This window comes from Nocardia sp. NPDC056564 (assembly GCF_042793755.1).
Lineage (GTDB): Bacteria > Actinomycetota > Actinomycetes > Mycobacteriales > Mycobacteriaceae > Nocardia.
In genome coordinates this window covers 721353-739132 of sequence record NZ_JBHTUR010000002.1, presented here as the reverse complement: position 1 = coordinate 739132, position 17780 = coordinate 721353, and the positions used below count along the sequence as shown (strand labels likewise).

The following is a 17780-nucleotide window of genomic DNA, read 5'->3' as shown; positions in this document are numbered from 1 at the left end:
GTTTCAGCCGTGCGTGAGGATCTTGGCGGCGGCGTCCAAGCCGTCCGGGGTACCGACGACGACGAGCACATCGCCTGAGGTGAAGGTGAAATCGGGGCCGGGTGAGGGATGCAACTGGCCGGCCCGCATCACCGCGACGATCGACACCTTGGTGCGGGTGCGCATCGCGGTCTCGCCGAGTGTGCGTCCCTCGTAAGGGGATTCGTCGGCGATCGGCAACTGCCGGGTGGTGATGCCGGGAAGGTCACTGTGTTCGTCGTTCAGTTTCGCGACCAGCTGCGGCGCGCCGAGCAGGTTGGCGAGCACGGCGGCCTCGTCGGTGCTCAGCGGGATCTGCGCGGCGCAGGCGTCGGGATCGTCGGTCTTGGAGACGATGAGGTCGATGTCGCCGTCGCGATGCGCGACCACACCGATCCGGCGGCCGGAGCGCACCTCGAAGTCTTTGCGGACTCCGATCCCGGGTAGGGCAGTCACGTCGACATTCACCCGTCCAGATTAGACCGATGTCCGATTCACTCCGCCGCGCGGTCATCACTTCGGCGGATGGCGCCTGGTCAGAGCTGTGCTGAGATGGAGGCGTGCGGCGATGGTCAGAGCTTCCGGAGATGGCGCGCGACGCGCTGGGCGCGCTGCTGGCCTTCGCCGCGGGCGCCGGGCTCTACGCGGCGAACCTGTACGCGCTGATCGATCGCGGGACGGACGTACCGATGTCGACGCGGCTGCTGGTGCTGGCCTCGCTGTGCCTGTTGACGATGCTGCGTCGCCGAATGCCTGTGGTGGCCATGGTCCTCGGGCTGGCGCCGCTGCTGATCGATATGCACCTCGGCCCGTCGGTGCCGGTGTGGATCCTCTACGGCGACCTGATGTACGCCGCCGTGCTGTACTCGGCGCGACGCGCCTCGCGGATCACCATGGTGGTCTGGTCGGTGTTCTCGGGGCTGATCGTGGTCCTGACCCTGGTGCGCACCGGCGATCTGCGCGCGGTCTCGATCGCCCTGGTCGTGGTGTTCGCGTTCATCGCGACGCCGCTGTGGTGGGCCAACTCGGTGCGCACGCACAAGGAGATCGCCGGGGCCGAACGGGCGCGCGCCCAAGCCCTCACCCTGGTCGCCGAGCTCGACCGGCGCGCGGCCATCGCCGACGAACGCACCACCATGGCGCGCGACCTGCACGACGTGATCGCCGGGCACCTCTCGGCCATCGCGATCCAATCCGAGGCCGCGCTGGGCGTGCTGGCGCGCAAGGACGCCGATCCGGCGGTCACCGGGATCATGCGGTCGATCCGCACCAACAGCGTCAGCGCGTTGCAGGAGATGCGCACCATGATCGGGCTGCTGCGCAGCGACGGCGACAGCGTGGACGAGGTGGCCGCGCCACGCCGCCTGGCCCAGCTGCCCCTTCTGGTCGAGGCCGCCCGGGCGGCCGGGATCAGCGTGCGGGTGCGCGAAAACCTCGACGGCACCGAACTTCCCAGCGCGGTCGATCACGCCGCGTACCGCATCGTTCAGGAGGCACTGACCAACGCCATGAAACACGCACCCGGACAACAGGTCGACATCGAGGTGGGCACGCGGGACGAGCAGCTGCGGGTGCTGGTGCGCAACCCGATGGCGCCGGCCGCGCTGCGCCGCACCGAGCACGGCGAACCGCATCGCGGCCTGATCAACATGCGCGAGCGCACCGCCGCGCTCGGCGGAAACTTCACCGCCGGACCGGATTCCGGCCGCTGGGAAGTGCTGGCCCGGCTGCCGCTCGCCGCGGGCCAGGCATGACGATCCGGGTACTGATCGCCGACGATCACGCCGCCATCCGCGCCGGCCTGCGGATGATCCTGGACGCCGAGGACGACCTCGAGGTGGTCGGCGAGGCGGCCGACGGCGACGTCGCGGTCGCGCAGGCCAGGGCGCTGCGGCCGCACGTGGTGCTGATGGACGTGCGCATGCCGGGCGTGGACGGGATCACCGCGACCGAGCGGATCACCGCCGACGAGCTGGCCAAGGTGCTGATCCTGACGACCTTCGATCTGGACGAGTACGTCTTCCGGACGCTGCGCGCCGGCGCGTCGGGATTCGTGCTGAAGTCCTCGTCGGGGCAGGCCCTGATCGACGCCGTCCGCAAGGTGGCCGCCGGGGACGGCGTGCTCGCCCCCGAGGTGACCAGGGCGGTGATCACCGCGTTCGCCGCGACGAATACCGATGCGGCCGAACCGGAACCGAACGGAGTCGCCGACCTCACCGAGCGCGAACGCGAGGTGCTCGACTGCCTCGGCGACGGCCTGTCCAACGCGCAGATCGCCGGCCGCCTGTTCATCGGCGAGACGACGGTGAAGACCCACGTGTCCCGGGTGCTGACGAAACTCGGTGTGCGATCGCGGGTTCAGGCCGCCATCGTCGCGCGCGAGGTCCGCGACCGCTGACTCACTTGCCGAGTGGGGCGAACACGCCGTCCGGGCCGGGCTGGAACTCCTCGACCGCGATCACCGCGCCGGTCGGCAGCGGGCCGTACAGGTGGGGGAACAGCATCGATTCCGGGTCGGTCGGCACGCCCGGCTCCCACTTCACCGGCGCGCCGAGCCGGGCCGGGTCGAGCCGGAGCAGCACCAGGTCACGCCGCCCGGAGAACAGCCGGTTGGCGGGCAGATGGGCCTGCTGCGGGGAGGACAGGTGGATGAACCCCACCTCGTCGAGCGACGACGCGCGATACTCGCCCGTTTGCCGGGCGGAAAGCCACTCGCCCAAAGTGCATATGTGAACAAGCGTGTGAGTGTCGTGGGTCACGGGTAATCTCCCGGTAGACAACTGGATCGGCCTGTTCGAGGTGGTGACCAAACGGAGTTCGAAGCGTGACCTGGAATGTTCGCCAGTAGCGAAATCCCTGGTCGTGTTATCGAAAACACACTGAATCACTCACGGGAACAAAGCCCCCGTCCCGAACGTCTGACAGAGTAGTCATACCACTGCTGGGAAGTAGCGGTAGCGAGCCCGCGGAGTGACCACGGGCCCCACACCAGGCGAACGGTCTGTGAACCGGGAGCCAGGACGGAGGAGTCATGCCAGGAACCCTGACTAGCACCCCACTGACCGCGGTCGATCGTTGCGACCGCTGCGGGGCGGCAGCACGAGTGCGCGCCGTTCTGCCCGCAGGTGGCGAGTTGCTCTTCTGCCAGCACCACGCGAACGAACACATGGATCGACTGCGTGAGCTGGAGGCCGTGATCGACACGGAATCCGCTCCCGCTATCTGACCAACTCCTCGCGTCCTGAGATAACAGCATCCGACAACAGAAAACCGTTTACCGCAGCGGGCGATCCACGGATCGCCCGCTGTCGGTGTGTTCAGGGGTTTTGCGCTCGCCCAGGATCCCGTCCAGCAGGCGGTCCAGGCCGTAGTCGAAGGCGCCGTCCGGGTCCGCGGGGGCCTGGTACAGCTCGCCGGCCGCCTGCCCGACCCGAGACGACAGCGGAAACAGACTGGACGGCATGACCTGAGCGAGCAGTGGGCCGTGCACCTCCCACCACTGCTTGTCGGTCATCACCAGCGCGTCCCGCCGCGCGCCGACCGCGACACGCGCGTTGCCGGTGGCGAATTCGGACAACACCGCGATCACCCGATCCAGCTCGACATCCGGCAGCCCGATGCCGTCGATGGCCGCGAGCTGCCGTTCGTAGCGCCGCATTCGACCGGGGCCGATCACCTGGCGCCACGGCGATACTTCGAGCAGCCACGGATGCGCGATCAGCTCAGCGCGCGCCTGGCGGGCAATGGCGGCCAACCGCTCGCGCACCGGCAGGTCCGCCGGGATCGGCGCGTCCTCGTCCGCCACCGCGTCGACCATCAGCACGGTCAGCGCGTCCTTGCTCGGCACGTAGGTGTACAGGCTCATCGGGCGCAAGCCCAGCTCGGCGGCGACCGCGCGGATGGACACCTTCGCGTACCCGTCGCGATCCGCGAGCGCCACCGCCGCGTCGACCACCGCGTCCACACTGACCGCGGGCTTCGGCCCGCGAGCACCGGGCCGCGGCGGGAGTTCGTGCCGCCACAGCAGGCTCACCAACTGTCGTGCCTGCTCAGCGGCGGATTCGTCGGGCAAGGAGCTCCTCGGAACAAACTCGGTACTTTGTACGTTATTCAAGATACTTCGTACACCTTACGCCGATGGAGGGGTTCGCTCTGCCCAGCACACAGGCCACCTATCTGCCCGACCGTCACATGTTCGCGCTGTGGACATGGACCGGGGAGAACACCGGACCCGCACCCGCCGCGCTCGGCGATCGAGAGACCCTCGCCCTCGCCGTGCCCACCGGCTTCGACGGGGCGATCGAGGTCATCCCGGTCGACTGCGCGGTGATCGATCCGGCCGCGTTCGCGACGCTGGAGCTGCCCGACGCGGGGGCTTCGATTCGCCTGTTGCGCACGGCGCTGCGCGCGGAATCCGATGGCCCGGCAGCGGAACTGCCGATCGCGGCCCACGCGGTGCCCAACGCGGCAGGCACCTCGATCGTGTCCGCCGACCGCGCGATCCGGGTGCTGGCCGAGACCCAGGCCGCGGCAACGGAATTGCGGTCGTCGCTGAAAGCCGATCTGCGGCCGTATCAGGTGCGCGGGGTCAGTTGGCTGCGGGAAACCGTCGCGGCGCACGGAGGGGCCGTCCTGGCCGACGAGATGGGCCTCGGAAAGACCGTGCAGACCATCGGATTTCTGCTCGGGCGGGCCGCCGAGGGTCCGCAACTCGTCGTGTGCCCGACGTCGTTGGTCGGCAACTGGGCGCACGAGATCGATCGGTTCGCGCCCGGACTGCGGGTCCAGGTGTGGCGCGGCGGCGAACTCGACGCCGGGGCAGGCACGGTCGTCGTCGCCGGGTATCCCACGGTGCGCATCCACCGGCAGCACCTGGACGAGCGGCGCTGGGCGACGGCGGTTTTCGACGAGGCGCAGGCGCTGAAGAATCCGGGCACCCAGCTGGCCAAGGCCGCACGGGCGCTCGACGCCGAGGTGCGCGTCGCGCTGACCGGCACGCCGGTGGAGAATCATCTCGAAGAGCTGTGGGCGCTGCTGAATCTGGTGACGCCCACGCTGTTCGGGCACAAGACGCAGTTCCGGCGGCGGTTCGTCCGGCCGATCCAGGAGGGGTCGGCGGCCGCGGCGGCGCGCCTGCAGGACGCCATCGAACCCGTTGTCCTGGTGCGCAAGAAGGCGCAGGTCGCGGCGTCGCTGCCGGCGAAGATCCACACCGACCTGCTCTGCGACCTCACCGGCGAGCAGGAGGATCTCTACGACAAGCTGCTCGATCGGGCCATCGACGACGGATTCGGCACCGGCATCGATCGCCAGAGCCGGGTGCTGGCGGCGCTGACCGCGCTCAAACAGGTCTGCAACCATCCCGGCCTGGTCACCGGTGAGCTCACCGAGCTCGCGGGGCGCTCCGGCAAGCTGGACCTGTGCACCGACATCCTGGCCAACAACCTCGAAATGAACGCCCCGACACTGGTTTTCACCCAGTATCGGCAGACGGGTGACCTGCTGGTCCGGCATCTCGCCGAACAGTTCGGGATCACGGCGCCGTTCTTCCACGGCGGCCTGAACCAGGCCGAACGCGCGGCCATCGTCTCCGGATTCCAGGCCGAGGACGGGCCGCCCGTGCTGATCCTCAGCCTGCGGGCCGCGGGGACCGGACTCACGCTGACCCGGGCCGCGGACGTCATCCACTTCGACCGCTGGTGGAATCCGGCGGTCGAGGCGCAGGCCTCGGACCGGGCGCACCGGATCGGCCAGACCCGCACGGTCACCGTCACCACGCTCACCTCGACCACGTCCGTCGAGGAACACATCGCCCGCATGCACGATCGCAAGTCGGCGCTCTCGGACCTCGGCGACTCGGCCGGCATCGCCGCGCTGGCCCGCCTCGATGACGATCAGCTGGTCGAGATCTTGCGTCGAAAGAGGGAGAACTGATGCCGGACAATGAATTCGGGTACACCAGGTGGGGCAAGGACTGGGTTCGGCTCGCCGAACCGCTGCGGCAGACGCGGCCCGAGCCGCTGCTGCCCCGCGCACGGTCGATCGCGCGCAACCACGGGGTGCAGGCCACGATCGACGGGCGGGTCGTGCGCGCCACCATCCATCGCGGCAGCGAGGCGTCGGTGATCCATCTGGAGGTGGCGCCGCTGACCCGTGCCGCGATCACCGCGATCGGCGAGGTCATTCCGGATACCACCGTGCTCACCGACGACATGCACGCGGCGGTGCTCGCGGCCGGGCACACGATCGCGCCGGTGCTGGCCGGCACCGACTGCTCGTGCAAGGCGCGCACGGCGCGGTGCCTGCACGTGCTGGCCGCGTTCTACGACATGGCCGCGCGGGTGGACGAGAATCCGCGGCTCGCTCTGGAGATTCAAGGGTTTTTCCAAGCGGCACAGGATGATTCACCCGCCCCCGCGGAGATGCCGCGGTGGGTGCCGATCAACACCTTCGATCCCGCCGGTTATTTCGGCGACCCGATTCCAGCCTGATCGGCCGGGGCACGTGACGCCGCATGGTGAAACACACCACCGAGTCGAATGCCGTTGCCGGGGAAGGCATACCGGCGCCGGCCGCGTCGGCTACACCACCCCCAGCGCCTACGTCGCCGCCTTCCGCCGCGCCGTAGGCGTCTCCCCCGGGAAGTACGTCACCGGCTGATTCGCCCGCAACCACAGCCGCACAACTCCCGATTTCCCGCACCCCGACTCGCCGCGCTGACCCGTGCGGATGTCGAAGGTGCGGCTGGGCAATGAATCGACTCCGTGGAGTTGCATTGCCTTCGCGGACAAGCGGACTAGGCGTTGGTCCCGCCGTCGATGGTGAAGATCGAGCCGGTGATGTTGCGGCCGGTCTCGCCGGCGAGGAAGGCGACCGTGGCGGCCATGTCCTCGGGCGCGGCGAAGTGGCCGAGGGCGGTCAGACCGACCTGCAGGTCGTAGTGGCCGCCGTCGATCGGGTTCATGTCGGTCACGGTGGAACCGGGCTGGAGCAGGTTCACCGTGATGCCGCGCGGGCCGAGTTCGCGGGCGAGCGCCTTGGTGAATCCGTTCAGCGCCGACTTGCTCAGGTTGTAGAGCGAGAGCCCGGCGAAGGAGGCCTTCTCGGACAGATTGCTGCCGAAGCTGACGATCCGGCCGCCGTCGGTCATATGCGCCACCGCGGCCTGCGCGCCGACGAACGCGGCCCGCGCGTGAATGTTCAGCGCGCGGTCGATCTCGTCGACGGTGAACTCCTCGAACGGCTTGGCCGGGAAGATGCCCGCGTTGTTGACCAGGATGTCCAGCCCGCCGAGGTCGGCTGCGGCCTGATTCACCGCGCGCACCACATCACCGGCGACGGCGCTGTCCGCGCGGATCGCCACCGCGCGCCGGCCGAGCGATTCGATCTCCGCGACCACGGATTTCGCCTGGACCTCGGCGTTCTGGAAGGTGATCGCCACGTCCGCGCCCTCGGCCGCCAGCTTCCGCGCGATCGCCGCCCCGATTCCGCGGCTGCCGCCGGTCACCAGTGCCGCCTTGCCCGTGAGACCCGACATCGGTCCTCCTCCATATTCTGTGTCGATCAGTACATAAATAGCTAAGCGCATCGACCGCGATCGCGTCAAGGGGTATATTTAACGATCGACACAGAAAGGACCGACCATGGCCGAACGGGGACGACCGCGCGCATTCGACCGCACGGACGCGCTGCGCCGCGCCATGGAGGTGTTCTGGGAGCACGGCTACGAGGGCTCATCGATGAGCGACCTCACCTCCGCCATGGGCATCAACTCCCCCAGCCTGTACGCCGCGTTCGGCGGCAAGGAGGCGCTGTTCCGGGAGGCCATCGGGCTGTACGGGAAGACCGACGGCGGATACACCGCGCGGGCGTTGCGCGAGGAGCCGACCGCGCGGCAGGCGATCGATGCGATGTTGCGGGACAACGCGATCGCCTACACCGTCGAGGACAAACCGCACGGTTGCATGGTCGTGCTCGCCGGCTCGACCTACACCACGCGCAGTGCGAGCATTCGCGACTTCCTGGTCGAAAAGCGCAGGGAGACAATCGAAGAAGTCCGCCAGCGGCTGGATCGTGGTGTCACCGAAGGCGATCTGCCCGCGGAGACCAACACCGCCGGGCTGGCCCACTTCTACACCACGGTGCTGTACGGCCTGTCCATCCAAGCCCGCGACGGAGCCTCGCTGGCCGAATTGACGCAGTCGATCGACTGCGCAATGGCAGCCTGGCCGGGGTCCGCCTAGATCTACGCCCGGCAGGACCCGCCAGGCCTGCCGACCACGAAGGGCAGGTCGCCGATCGGCTTGCAGGAATGAGAGCTCGACAACCGATCCGGTTGCGGCAGGAGCGAACTCGTTGCGACCTACATGCGCCGCAGCGCCGCGATCCGCTCCTCCAACTGGTCTGCCGTCGCCAAAGCCGTTGGCGGCCCGCCGCATTCGCGCCGCAGCTCACCGTGAATCACACCGTGCGGCTTGTTGGTCCGGTGGTGATGCATGGCGACCAGACTGTTGAGCTCACGCCGCAACTCACCCAGGCGGTCGGCGGTGGCCACGCGTTCGGCCGAACTCGCCACCTGCGGACCGGGTTCGGCGGCCGCCGATTCACCACGATCGGCGATCTGCTTGGTCTGCCGCTCGCGCAGCAACGCCCGCATCTGGTCCGCGTCGAGCAGACCCGGGATGCCGAGATAGTCGGCCTCCTCGTCGCTGCCCGCGAAAGTCGCTGTGCCGAAGGAGGTTCCGTCGTAGATCACCTGATCGAGCTCGGCGTCGGCGGCCAGCGCGACGAAGGACTTCTCCTCCTCGCCCGGCTCGTCCTGCTGCTTGTTCGCGTCGATCAGCAGCTCGTCGTCGAGCCCGTCCTTCTCCCGGTGCGGCTTACCGATGACGTGGTCGCGCTGCAACTCCAGCTGCGCGGCCAGGTCCAGCAGCACCGGCACCGAGGGTAGGAACACACTCGCCGTCTCGCCGGGCTTGCGGGCGCGCACGAATCGCCCGATGGCCTGCGCGAAGTACAGCGGTGTCGAGGCGCTGGTCGCGTACACGCCGACCGCGAGTCGCGGCACGTCGACGCCCTCGGACACCATGCGCACCGCGACCATCCACGGCTCGGTGCTCGCGCCGAACTGCTCGATCCGGTCCGAGGAGGTCGGTTCGTCGGACAGCACCAGCGCCGGCTTGGTGCCCGAAATGTGTTCCAGCAGTTCGGCGTAGTCGCGCGCCCGCTCCTGATCGGTGGCGATCACCAGGCCGCCCGCGTCCGGCATGCCCGTGCTGCGCAACTGCCGCAGCCGCATGTCCGCGGCGCGCAGCACGGCCGAGATCCAGTCGCCGGCCGGGTCGAGCGCGGTGCGCCAGGCGCGGGCGGTCTGTTCGGCGTTGAGCGGCTCGCCGAGGCGGGCGGTGTGCTCCTCGCCCGCGCTGTCGCGCCAGTGCGCCTCGCCGGAGTAGGCGAGGAACACCACCGGACGGACGACGCCGTCGGCGAGCGCCTCGGAGTAGCCGTAGGCGTGGTCGGCGCGCGAGCGCGGGAACCCCGATTCGTCGGGTTCGTAGGTGATGAACGGGATCTGGCTGTCGTCGCTGCGGAACGGGGTTCCGGTGAGCGCGAGCCTGCGGGTCGCGTCGCCGAACGCCTCGGCGGTCGCCTCACCCCAGCTCTTCGCGTCGCCCGCGTGGTGGATCTCGTCCAGAATGACCAGGGTCCGGCGGTTTTCGGTGCGCACGCGATGCCGGGACGGATGCGAGGCGACCTGGGCGTAGGTGACGACGACACCGTGATAATCACCGGACGTGCCGCCGGTCGCGTTGGAGAACCGTGAATCCAGCTGGATCCCCGAGCGCGCCGCGGAGTGCGCCCACTGGTGCTTGAGGTGCTCGGTCGGCGCGACGACGGTGATCTGGTCCACGGTCCGATCGGCGAGCAGCTCGGCGGCCACCCGCAGCGCGAACGTGGTCTTACCGGCGCCCGGCGTCGCCACCGCGAGGAAGTCGCGTGGCTTGGACGCGAGGTACTTGGTCAACGCCCGGCGCTGCCAGGCACGCAGCGAACCGCCGCTCGATGTACCGGAGCTGTTCGGCGTCCCCGACGCATCGGGTCTAACCGAATCGCCCGGTGTCTCCGCTTTTCCCGCCACAGCGGCGCCACCCGACCCAGTCACCCAGTCGACCTTACTGGCCCGGCCCGGCGTGTTGCCAAACCGACGCGGCATGGGCGATCGGCATCACATGTTCAACTACCGACACGCCGGAGTTCACCGGTTGCCCGACGACACGTCGCCCCCGGAATCCGGTGCGGGAACGCCCGGTGCGCGATGCTGTAGGCACGATGACCGACCAGAACGCCTTGCCGAGCGACCCGCTGCGGACCGACATACCGTCGCTCAGCGGGGGCATCGCCGCGCGCGAACTGACCTTCGGTCAACGGGTCACCATCCGGGCGCGTCGCGCGCGCCGCAATACCGTCAAGCTCGTTGTGCGGGTCGCGGTGAAGGCCTGGGACGATTCGATCTTCGCCAAATCGGCGGCCGCCGCGTTCTGGCAGACGCTCTCGCTCGCGCCGCTGCTGCTCGGCGTGCTCGGCAGCCTCGGGTACGTCGGCACCTGGTTCGGGCCGGACACCGTGCAGATCGTCGAATCCAAGATCATTTCGTTCAGCCGGGATCTGTTCAGCTCGAGCGTGGTGTCGGATCTGATCGAGCCGACCGTCAAGGACGTCCTCGGCAAGGGGCGCGGTGCGGTCGTGTCGGTGGGTTTCGTGCTGTCGCTGTGGGCCGGGTCCTCGGCGATGGCGACGTTCGTCGATTCGATCGTCGAGGCGCACGATCAGCAGGACCTGCGGCATCCGGTGTGGCAGCGGATCTTCGCGCTGCTGCTGTATGTCGCGTTCCTGGTCGCCTCGGTGTTCATCCTGCCGCTGGTGGCGCTGGGACCCGTGCTGATCGGCCGGGTGCTGCCCGCGCCGTGGCGGGCGACCGGGTTGCAGCTGCTGGACTTCTTCTACTACCCCGGCGTCGGGTTGCTGCTGATCATCGTGCTGACCACGTTGTACAAGCTGGCGCTGCACACCTCGCTGCCCTGGCACCGGCTCTTCGGCGGGGCGCTGGTCGCGGCCGTGTTCTTCATCGCGGCCAGCGAGGTGCTGCGGCGATACCTGTCCTGGGTCACCCAGACCGGTGTGAGTTACGGCGCACTCGCCACGCCGATCGCGTTCCTGCTGTTCACGTATTTTCTCGGGTTCGCGGTGATCCTCGGCGCGGAGTTCAACGCCGCCGTGCAGGAGTTCTGGCCCGCGCGGGCGACCCGGATCGAGCAGGTCAAGGAATGGATCACCAACCAGCTCAGCGGGGATTCGTCCGGCTCGGAGACAGCGACCACCGAGACGACGGAGCAGCCTCCGTCGTCATCCGCGGACACACCCGATCAACCGCGCGCGGCGTCCTAGCCGGACGTCGCCTCAATCGCCCTTCTTGAGCCCGTCGTAGACCTTCTTGCAGTCCGGGCAGACCGGCGAACCGGGCTTGGGCGAACGCGTCACCGGAAAGACCTCACCGCACAGCGCGACGACATGGGTGCCCATGACGGCGCTCTCCGCGATCCGGTCCTTCTTGACGTAGTGGAAGAACTTGGGGGTGTCGTCGCTCGTCGACTCGTCGGTGGTCGAATCGGGGCGAACCATGGTGTCGGTGCTCACGGATTCCATGATGCCGCATCCGCGACGGCGGCGACCGATCACGGTCCGGTGTCCGCCTGACCACGCTGTGTGCGCTGCTGCGCCGACAGTGGAAGACTCGGAGGCATGCAGCAGCACGGCGACTCCCCCAATGCCGACGACATCGGCCATGGTGAGCGCCCGGACGTGACGATGCCCCCGGCCTCGACCGGCTCCGCCGGATACTTCCCCGGCACCGACGACAAACGTCCCGTCCTGATCACCGAGGCCCAGCCGTCGCTGGAGGATCAGCACCGCTCCCGGGTCCGCCGCTACACGATCATCATGGCCTTCCGCATCCCCTGCCTGGTCCTGGCCGCGATCGCCTACAGCACCTTCGGCAGCGCCCTCCTGGCCATCCTCATCATCGCCGTCTCCATCCCCCTCCCCTGGATCGCCGTCCTCATCGCCAACGACCGCCCACCCCGCCGCAAAGACGAACCCAGCCGCTGGGACGAACGCCGCACCGCGATAGAAGCACGCTCCCACAAGTCCATCGACGGCTGACGGGCTTCCCACCCGACGAGACGATCCAGCACCCAAACACCGCCTCCCCAACGGGACATAACAACGACGTAGCCGGGCCACCTCGCGCCCCACTCGCGAATCCGTTGGCATCCATCGGGACATGGCCAAGCCACCGGCCGAGTAACCCCCTCGAGGTCCCACTCGCGCATCGCGATTACACCCAACGGGACACCAGTGAGCCATTGGCCAAGTGCCCCCGCGCTCACGTCCCGCTCACAACCAGATGCAATGCCGAACGGGACATGACAGAGGCAACACGCCGACGGAAGCTCAGCCAGGCCCCACTCGCGAACAACGGTGGCACCCAACGGGACATCGTGGCGACCCCGGGCCGAGTAACCCCTCGACGCCCCAACCACGCATCGCGACCACACCCAACGGGACACACCTGAGGCATTGGCCAGGTGGCCCCTCACTCACGTCCCGCTGGCGCCCAGGTTCGATGTCGAACGGGACATGGCGGAGGCAACACGCCAGTGGAAACTCAGCCAGGTCCCACTCGCGAACAACGGTGGCGGCCAACGGGACATAGTGGCGATAGCGGCCGAGTGGGCCCTCCTTCATGTCCCGTTCGCACACTGGGTTGAGGTTGGGCGGGACACGGTTGAGTGAGGGATCAGGTGGGAGGAGGCTTCACGGCGTCCCTTTCGCGCGAGTGGCTGGTGCCGGGCGGGACACATCACCCGAGTGCCGGGGCCTCCACGTCCCGTTCGCCAACAAAACCAGCGCCAACCGGACATGCCCGCAGCATCGGCCGAGTAACCCCACCTCCACGTCCCTCGCGCGCCGCGATCACACCCAACGGGACACCAGTGAGGCATTGGCCAGGTGGCCCCTCACTCACGCCCCGCTCGCACCCAGGTGCAATGCCGAACGGGGCATGGCGGAGGCAACACGCCAGTGGAAACTCAGTCAGGTCCCACTCGGGATCAACGCTGGCACCCGACGGGACATCGTTGCGACACCGGCCGAGCAACCTCTCGACACCCCACCCACGCATCGCGATCACACCCAACGGGACACACCTGAGGCATTGGCCAGGTGACCCCTCACTCACGTCCCGCTCACACCCAGGTGCAATGCCGAACGGGACATGACAGAGGCAACACGCCGGTGGGAGCTCAGCCAGGTCCCACTCGCGAACAACGGTGGCGGCCAACGGGACATAGTGGCGATAGCGGCCGAGTAGGCCCTCCTTCATGTCCCGTTCGCGTGCAGGGGTTGAGATTGGGCGGGACACGGTTGAGGGGGCGTGCGGGTGGGGGCTTCAGCAGGGTTTGGTTGCACGTGTTGGCTGTGCTGGGCGGGGGAACGCTGAGGGGGCTGGTGGGGAGGGGCTGCCGGATGTCGGCAGGGTGGTTGCTATCCGGTCAGCCGGTGATGGATGCGTCCGACTCTGCGTTGTCCATTCCGCCGGATCGTGGGTGGCGGCTGGGGGTCAGGCCTTGCGGCGGATGACGGCGGACATTACCGCGGCGGTGGCGCAGAGGGCGCCGGCCAGGTACCAGGCGAGGTCGTAGGTGCCTTGGATGTCGCGGATTACGCCGGCGCCGGTGGCGGCGACGGCGGAGCCGATCTGGTGGGAGGCGAAGACCCAGCCGAAGGCTACGGGGCCGTCGTTGCCGAACAGTTCGCGGCAGAGCATGACGGTGGGTGGGACGGTGGCCACCCAGTCCAGGCCGTAGAAGATGATGAAGACCCACAGGCTGGGCTGGGTGTGCGGGCCGAGCAGCGACGGCAGGATCAGCAGGGACAGCCCGCGCAGGACGTAGTAGCCGACGAGCAGATAGCGCGGGTCGACGCGGTCGGTCAGCCAGCCGGAGGCGATGGTGCCCGCGACGTCGAAGATGCCGACCACGGCCAGCAGACTCGCGGCGGCGGTCGGTGGCATGCCGTGATCGTGTGCGGCACTGACGAAGTGGGTGCCGACCAGACCGTTGGTGGACGCACCGCAGACCGCGAATCCGCCTGCCAGCAGCCAGAATCCGGGTGTGCGCGCGATCTTGGCCAGCACGGTGAGCGCACGCGTCGCGCCGACCGTCGGGGGCGTCCGGACACCGACCACGCTGCCCGGCTCCGCACCGTACGCGGTGACCCCGACATCGCTCGGGAAATCCCGAATGAACAGCAGTACCAACGGCACAACGGCCAACGCGGTCCCGGCGACGATCAGCGACGGCACCCGCCAGCCGTGCTCGTGCGCCAGCATCGACACCAGCGGCAGGAACACCAGCTGCCCGGTCGCGCCCGCCGCCGTGAGCACCCCGGTCACCAGCCCACGCTGCCGCACGAACCAGCGCCCGGTGATGGTCGCCACGAACGGCATCGACATCGATCCCACGCCGACGCCGACCAGCAGCCCCCAGGTCATCATCAGATGCCACGGCTGCGTCATGAACACGGTCAGCCCGGCGCCGGCGGCCACCAGCACCAGCGCCCCCGACACCACCTTGCGGATGCCGAACCGGTCCATCAACGCCGCCGCGAACGGCGAAATCAACCCGTACAACAGCAGATTCAGCGAAACCGCCGCCCCGATCGTCCCGTGCGACCAGCCGAACTCCGCATGCAGCGGATCCATCAACACGCTGGGCACCGACCGGAACGCCGCGGCCCCGAGCAACGCGATGAACCCGACACCCGCGACGATCCACGCGGGATGCGGCCGCCTGGTCACGGCGTCGTTCGGCGGAACAGTCGGCGGCGTCTGCAGTTCGGTCACCCGCTGAGCGTGCCGGAAAAACGCGCACCCAACGAGTGGCCGGAATGCCACAAACCACCAAGATCGTGCCAGCGCGGCCGACACGCCAATGCGCTCGACACCGCGCGCGGCGTTCCCTATCGTGTCTCGAGGCACTAGACAGGAGTGAACATGATTCGGTGGATCTGGGCCTTCCTGGACCGCCCCGCACAGCGATTCGACGACTGCGCGAAGTTCTGGTCCACCATCACCGGTACCGAACTCTCCGCGCGCCGTGGCGAACACGACGAATTCCTCACGCTGCTCCCCGATCCCGCGCGCTTCGCCGCCGCGGGCGTGAAGATGCAGTCGGTCACCGGCCTCGGCGGCGTCCACCTTGACCTCGACGTCGATCACATCCCGACCGCCGTGCGCACCGCGCTCGACCTCGGCGCCGACCTGGTCGCGAACCACCCCGACTATGCCGTCCTGCGTTCCCCCGGCGGCCAAACCTTTTGTCTCACACCGAGTGGCCGCGCCAAAGGCACCCCGGCGCCCGCCGTCGCCGCCCCCGACGGCACCCTCAGCCGCCTCGACCAGGTCTGCCTCGACATCGGCCCCACCGACCACGCCACCGAGACCGAATTCTGGAAGTCTTTGACCGGCTGGAACTTCCAGCAAGGCCGACGCCCCGAATTCGCCCGCCTGCGCGCCACGGAACACCTGCCCATCCAACTACTCCTGCAACGCCTGGACGACGACCGCCCCACCAGCGCCCACATCGACCTGTCGTCCTCCGACATCACCGCCACCGCCGCCTGGCACGAAACCCTGGGCGCCACAGTCGTCGAACGCTTCGAACACTGGATCGTCATGACCGACCCCGCCGACGCCACCTACTGCGTCACCGCCCGCGACCCGCAAGGAGTCTGACCGGTCGAGGCGGGCACAGCCATTAGACTCGCCTCGGCGCACCGCGTTCGGGCTCGATCACCTAGAACAGGCTCTCCGCCAAGCCTTTTCGAGAGCCCGACCGCGAATCCTTGTACGGCAACGCCGGATCGAGCACAGCACCCTGCCAACGCCGCAATCCGCGGCATCCGGTCCAGACGGACTCCCTCATTTACCCCTACCACAACCCGATGACCACGCCGAACCTCCCGCATTGACCACGCCAACCGCGAAGCCAGGTCGGGGCCCCACCTAACGTGCTCCTGCTTCCCTATCGTTGGACCAGCATGATCAACGGGCGAGCGCAGACGGCCGTTTGCGTTGCCTCGATCTATCGCGGGTGCAGGGCGGTGGCAGAGTACCGATGTGCCTACTAACCGATCTACGACCACCGGATCCCTGCTCACCGCGTTGTGCCCGGACCTGCGGGCGGCGCTGACTCGGGTCGGGTATGACGCCGACACGCTGTTGGAGGTGCTCGGCGCGGACGTGCACGCGGCGCTGGGGCGGTCGGAGCCGGTGCCGGTGCGGCGGGCCGCGCGGGATGCGGGGGACGTGGGCACGCTGATCCGGTTGCTGCTGCTCGGGGATCCGCTGCCGGAGCGGGATGTCGCCGCGGCGTTGGCGCCGGTGGATGTCGAGCGGGCGGTAGCGGCGGGTCTGCTCGAACGCGACGGCGACCTGGTTCGGGCGGCGCTCGATCTGCGCCCCCTGGACGCGGGAGCGGGAACCCGCTGGATTCTGTCCGACCTCGACGACTCGATGCATCGGCGCACACTCACCGAAGACCACGTGCTCGGCGTCGGCCACGCTTCTCTTTCCCTGCTGCGCGCGACACCGACCCGCAAGGTCGGCTCCGTCCTCGACCTCGGCACCGGCTGCGGCGTACAGGCCGTGCACGCCGCCGCCTACGCGAACACCGTGACCGCGACCGACGTCAACACCCGCGCCCTGTGGCTCGCCGAGGCAACCGCCGCGCTCAACGGACTCGACATCGAACTCCTCGAAGGCTCCTGGTTCGAGCCCGTCGCCGGACGCCGCTTCGATCAGGTCGTGGCGAACCCGCCGTTCGTCGTCGGCCCGGCCAGGATCGAGCACACCTACCGCGATTCCGGCCTCGCTCTCGACGGCGCCAGCGAGCTGGTCATCGGACAGGCGGCAGACCTGCTCGCCCCCGGCGGCACCGCGGCGATGCTCGCGGCCTGGGTGCACGTCGAGGGCGAGGACTGGCGCCACCGCGTGTCCTCCTGGTTGCCCGCCCATGGCGTCGACGCCTGGGTCGTCCAACGCGACGTCGCCGACCCCGCCCTCTATGTCGGCACCTGGTTGCGCGACGCCGGCCTCGATCCGCGCGACCCCGCCGCCCAGGCCCGCGCCGAACAGTGGCTCGACGCGTTCACCGCCGCCGACGTCGAGGGCATCGGTTTCGGCTTCGTCTACCTGCGCGCCATCGACGCCCCGACCGAACTGCTCGCCGAGGACCTCACCCACGGCTTCGACGATCCGCTCGGCGACGAGGCCACCCGCTACTTCGAACGTTCGGCGTGGTTGCGCGCCGTCGCCGGTGACGAAAAGCTCGCCTGGACTTCGCGTTTCGTGGTCGATCCGGCCACCGCGCTGGAACGCGTGTCACTGCCCGGCCCGGACGGCTGGGCGCCACGGGTGGCCCGCGTGCACCGCGGCGACGGACCCCGCTGGCAGCACGAGGTGGACGAGACAACCATCTCCCTGCTCGCGGGAATGCGCGCCGATGGGCTCCCGTTATACGAGTTGATCGAACTGCTGGCGGTTGCCCACGGATCTGACGAGGTGACCACGGAGTTCGCGGCCGACGCGCTGTCCGTGGTGGCCGGATTGGTCCGCCACGGACTGGTACGCCCCGTGTAATTCC

General features: G+C 68.8%; 17 protein-coding genes. 10 read left to right on the top strand and 7 right to left on the bottom strand.

The window, feature by feature from the left end; genetic code table 11:
- Nucleotides 1-3: 3 nt before the first annotated feature.
- On the bottom strand, nt 4-486 hold the full coding sequence (locus ACFQ9K_RS07555) for a cation:proton antiporter regulatory subunit (RefSeq protein WP_378715013.1): 483 nt from the start codon (nt 484-486) through the stop codon (nt 4-6).
- 119 nt (nt 487-605) lie between these two features.
- On the opposite strand from ACFQ9K_RS07555, the gene ACFQ9K_RS07550 reads away from it, so the two are divergent.
- Both ACFQ9K_RS07550 and ACFQ9K_RS07545 read left to right on the top strand, forming a co-directional pair.
- Nucleotides 606-1772, top strand: coding sequence for a sensor histidine kinase (locus ACFQ9K_RS07550; protein ID WP_378715014.1), 1167 nt, complete (start codon nt 606-608; stop codon nt 1770-1772).
- Entirely contained in the window at nt 1769-2416 is a 648-nt protein-coding gene (locus tag ACFQ9K_RS07545; protein ID WP_378715016.1) for a response regulator, read from the top strand. Before ACFQ9K_RS07550 ends, ACFQ9K_RS07545 begins: the two co-directional genes overlap by 4 nt.
- Nucleotide 2417: 1 nt before the next feature.
- Here ACFQ9K_RS07545 and ACFQ9K_RS07540 read toward each other — a convergent pair whose 3' ends face one another.
- Nucleotides 2418-2777 (bottom strand): DUF952 domain-containing protein, encoded by a 360-nt coding sequence (locus ACFQ9K_RS07540; protein ID WP_378715018.1) that lies wholly within the window; start codon nt 2775-2777, stop codon nt 2418-2420.
- Between the two features lie 272 nt (nt 2778-3049).
- On the opposite strand from ACFQ9K_RS07540, the gene ACFQ9K_RS07535 reads away from it, so the two are divergent.
- The gene (locus tag ACFQ9K_RS07535; RefSeq protein ID WP_150405918.1) at nt 3050-3244 is read left to right on the top strand and encodes a hypothetical protein; all 195 of its coding nucleotides are present in this window, start codon (nt 3050-3052) and stop codon (nt 3242-3244) included.
- Between the two features lie 48 nt (nt 3245-3292).
- On the opposite strand, the gene ACFQ9K_RS07530 is transcribed toward ACFQ9K_RS07535, so the two are convergent.
- Nucleotides 3293-4090 carry a TetR/AcrR family transcriptional regulator gene (locus ACFQ9K_RS07530; protein ID WP_378982907.1) on the bottom strand — a complete coding sequence of 266 codons (798 nt, stop codon included), beginning with the start codon at nt 4088-4090 and terminating at the stop codon, nt 3293-3295.
- Between the two features lie 119 nt (nt 4091-4209).
- On the opposite strand from ACFQ9K_RS07530, the gene ACFQ9K_RS07525 reads away from it, so the two are divergent.
- Both ACFQ9K_RS07525 and ACFQ9K_RS07520 read left to right on the top strand, forming a co-directional pair.
- Nucleotides 4210-5952, top strand: a complete 1743-nt coding sequence (locus ACFQ9K_RS07525) for a DEAD/DEAH box helicase (protein WP_378715089.1) — start codon at nt 4210-4212, stop codon at nt 5950-5952.
- A complete protein-coding gene (locus ACFQ9K_RS07520) occupies nt 5952-6509 on the top strand; it encodes a hypothetical protein (protein ID WP_378715022.1) in 558 nt (185 codons plus the stop codon). The genes ACFQ9K_RS07525 and ACFQ9K_RS07520 overlap by 1 nt, the downstream gene beginning before the upstream one ends.
- Before the next feature lie 305 nt (nt 6510-6814).
- On the opposite strand, the gene ACFQ9K_RS07515 is transcribed toward ACFQ9K_RS07520, so the two are convergent.
- A complete protein-coding gene (locus ACFQ9K_RS07515) occupies nt 6815-7555 on the bottom strand; it encodes an SDR family NAD(P)-dependent oxidoreductase (protein WP_378715024.1) in 741 nt (246 codons plus the stop codon).
- 106 nt (nt 7556-7661) lie between these two features.
- On the opposite strand from ACFQ9K_RS07515, the gene ACFQ9K_RS07510 reads away from it, so the two are divergent.
- Complete coding sequence (locus ACFQ9K_RS07510) at nt 7662-8261, top strand: TetR/AcrR family transcriptional regulator (RefSeq protein ID WP_378715026.1); 600 nt, start codon at nt 7662-7664, stop codon at nt 8259-8261.
- Nucleotides 8262-8380: 119 nt separating this feature from the next.
- On the opposite strand, the gene ACFQ9K_RS07505 is transcribed toward ACFQ9K_RS07510, so the two are convergent.
- The gene (locus ACFQ9K_RS07505; protein ID WP_378715091.1) at nt 8381-10066 is read right to left on the bottom strand and encodes a DEAD/DEAH box helicase; all 1686 of its coding nucleotides are present in this window, start codon (nt 10064-10066) and stop codon (nt 8381-8383) included.
- A gap of 281 nt (nt 10067-10347) precedes the next feature.
- Between ACFQ9K_RS07505 and ACFQ9K_RS07500 the strand changes: the two genes are divergently transcribed.
- Complete coding sequence (locus ACFQ9K_RS07500) at nt 10348-11463, top strand: YihY/virulence factor BrkB family protein (protein WP_378715028.1); 1116 nt, start codon at nt 10348-10350, stop codon at nt 11461-11463.
- 12 nt (nt 11464-11475) lie between these two features.
- Here the strand turns inward: ACFQ9K_RS07500 and ACFQ9K_RS07495 are convergent, their stop codons facing one another.
- Nucleotides 11476-11721 (bottom strand): DUF3039 domain-containing protein, encoded by a 246-nt coding sequence (locus tag ACFQ9K_RS07495; protein ID WP_085998233.1) that lies wholly within the window; start codon nt 11719-11721, stop codon nt 11476-11478.
- Between the two features lie 96 nt (nt 11722-11817).
- On the opposite strand from ACFQ9K_RS07495, the gene ACFQ9K_RS07490 reads away from it, so the two are divergent.
- Nucleotides 11818-12237 (top strand): DUF3099 domain-containing protein, encoded by a 420-nt coding sequence (locus tag ACFQ9K_RS07490; protein WP_378715030.1) that lies wholly within the window; start codon nt 11818-11820, stop codon nt 12235-12237.
- Nucleotides 12238-13696: 1459 nt separating this feature from the next.
- Here ACFQ9K_RS07490 and ACFQ9K_RS07485 read toward each other — a convergent pair.
- The gene (locus ACFQ9K_RS07485; protein ID WP_378715032.1) at nt 13697-14980 is read right to left on the bottom strand and encodes an MFS transporter; all 1284 of its coding nucleotides are present in this window, start codon (nt 14978-14980) and stop codon (nt 13697-13699) included.
- Nucleotides 14981-15130: 150 nt separating this feature from the next.
- Here ACFQ9K_RS07485 and ACFQ9K_RS07480 point away from each other — a divergent pair, with 150 nt between their 5' ends.
- Entirely contained in the window at nt 15131-15871 is a 741-nt protein-coding gene (locus ACFQ9K_RS07480; protein WP_378715034.1) for a VOC family protein, read from the top strand.
- A 384-nt stretch (nt 15872-16255) separates the two neighbouring features.
- On the top strand, nt 16256-17776 hold the full coding sequence (locus ACFQ9K_RS07475) for a methyltransferase (protein ID WP_378715036.1): 1521 nt from the start codon (nt 16256-16258) through the stop codon (nt 17774-17776).
- Nucleotides 17777-17780: the final 4 nt, after the last annotated feature.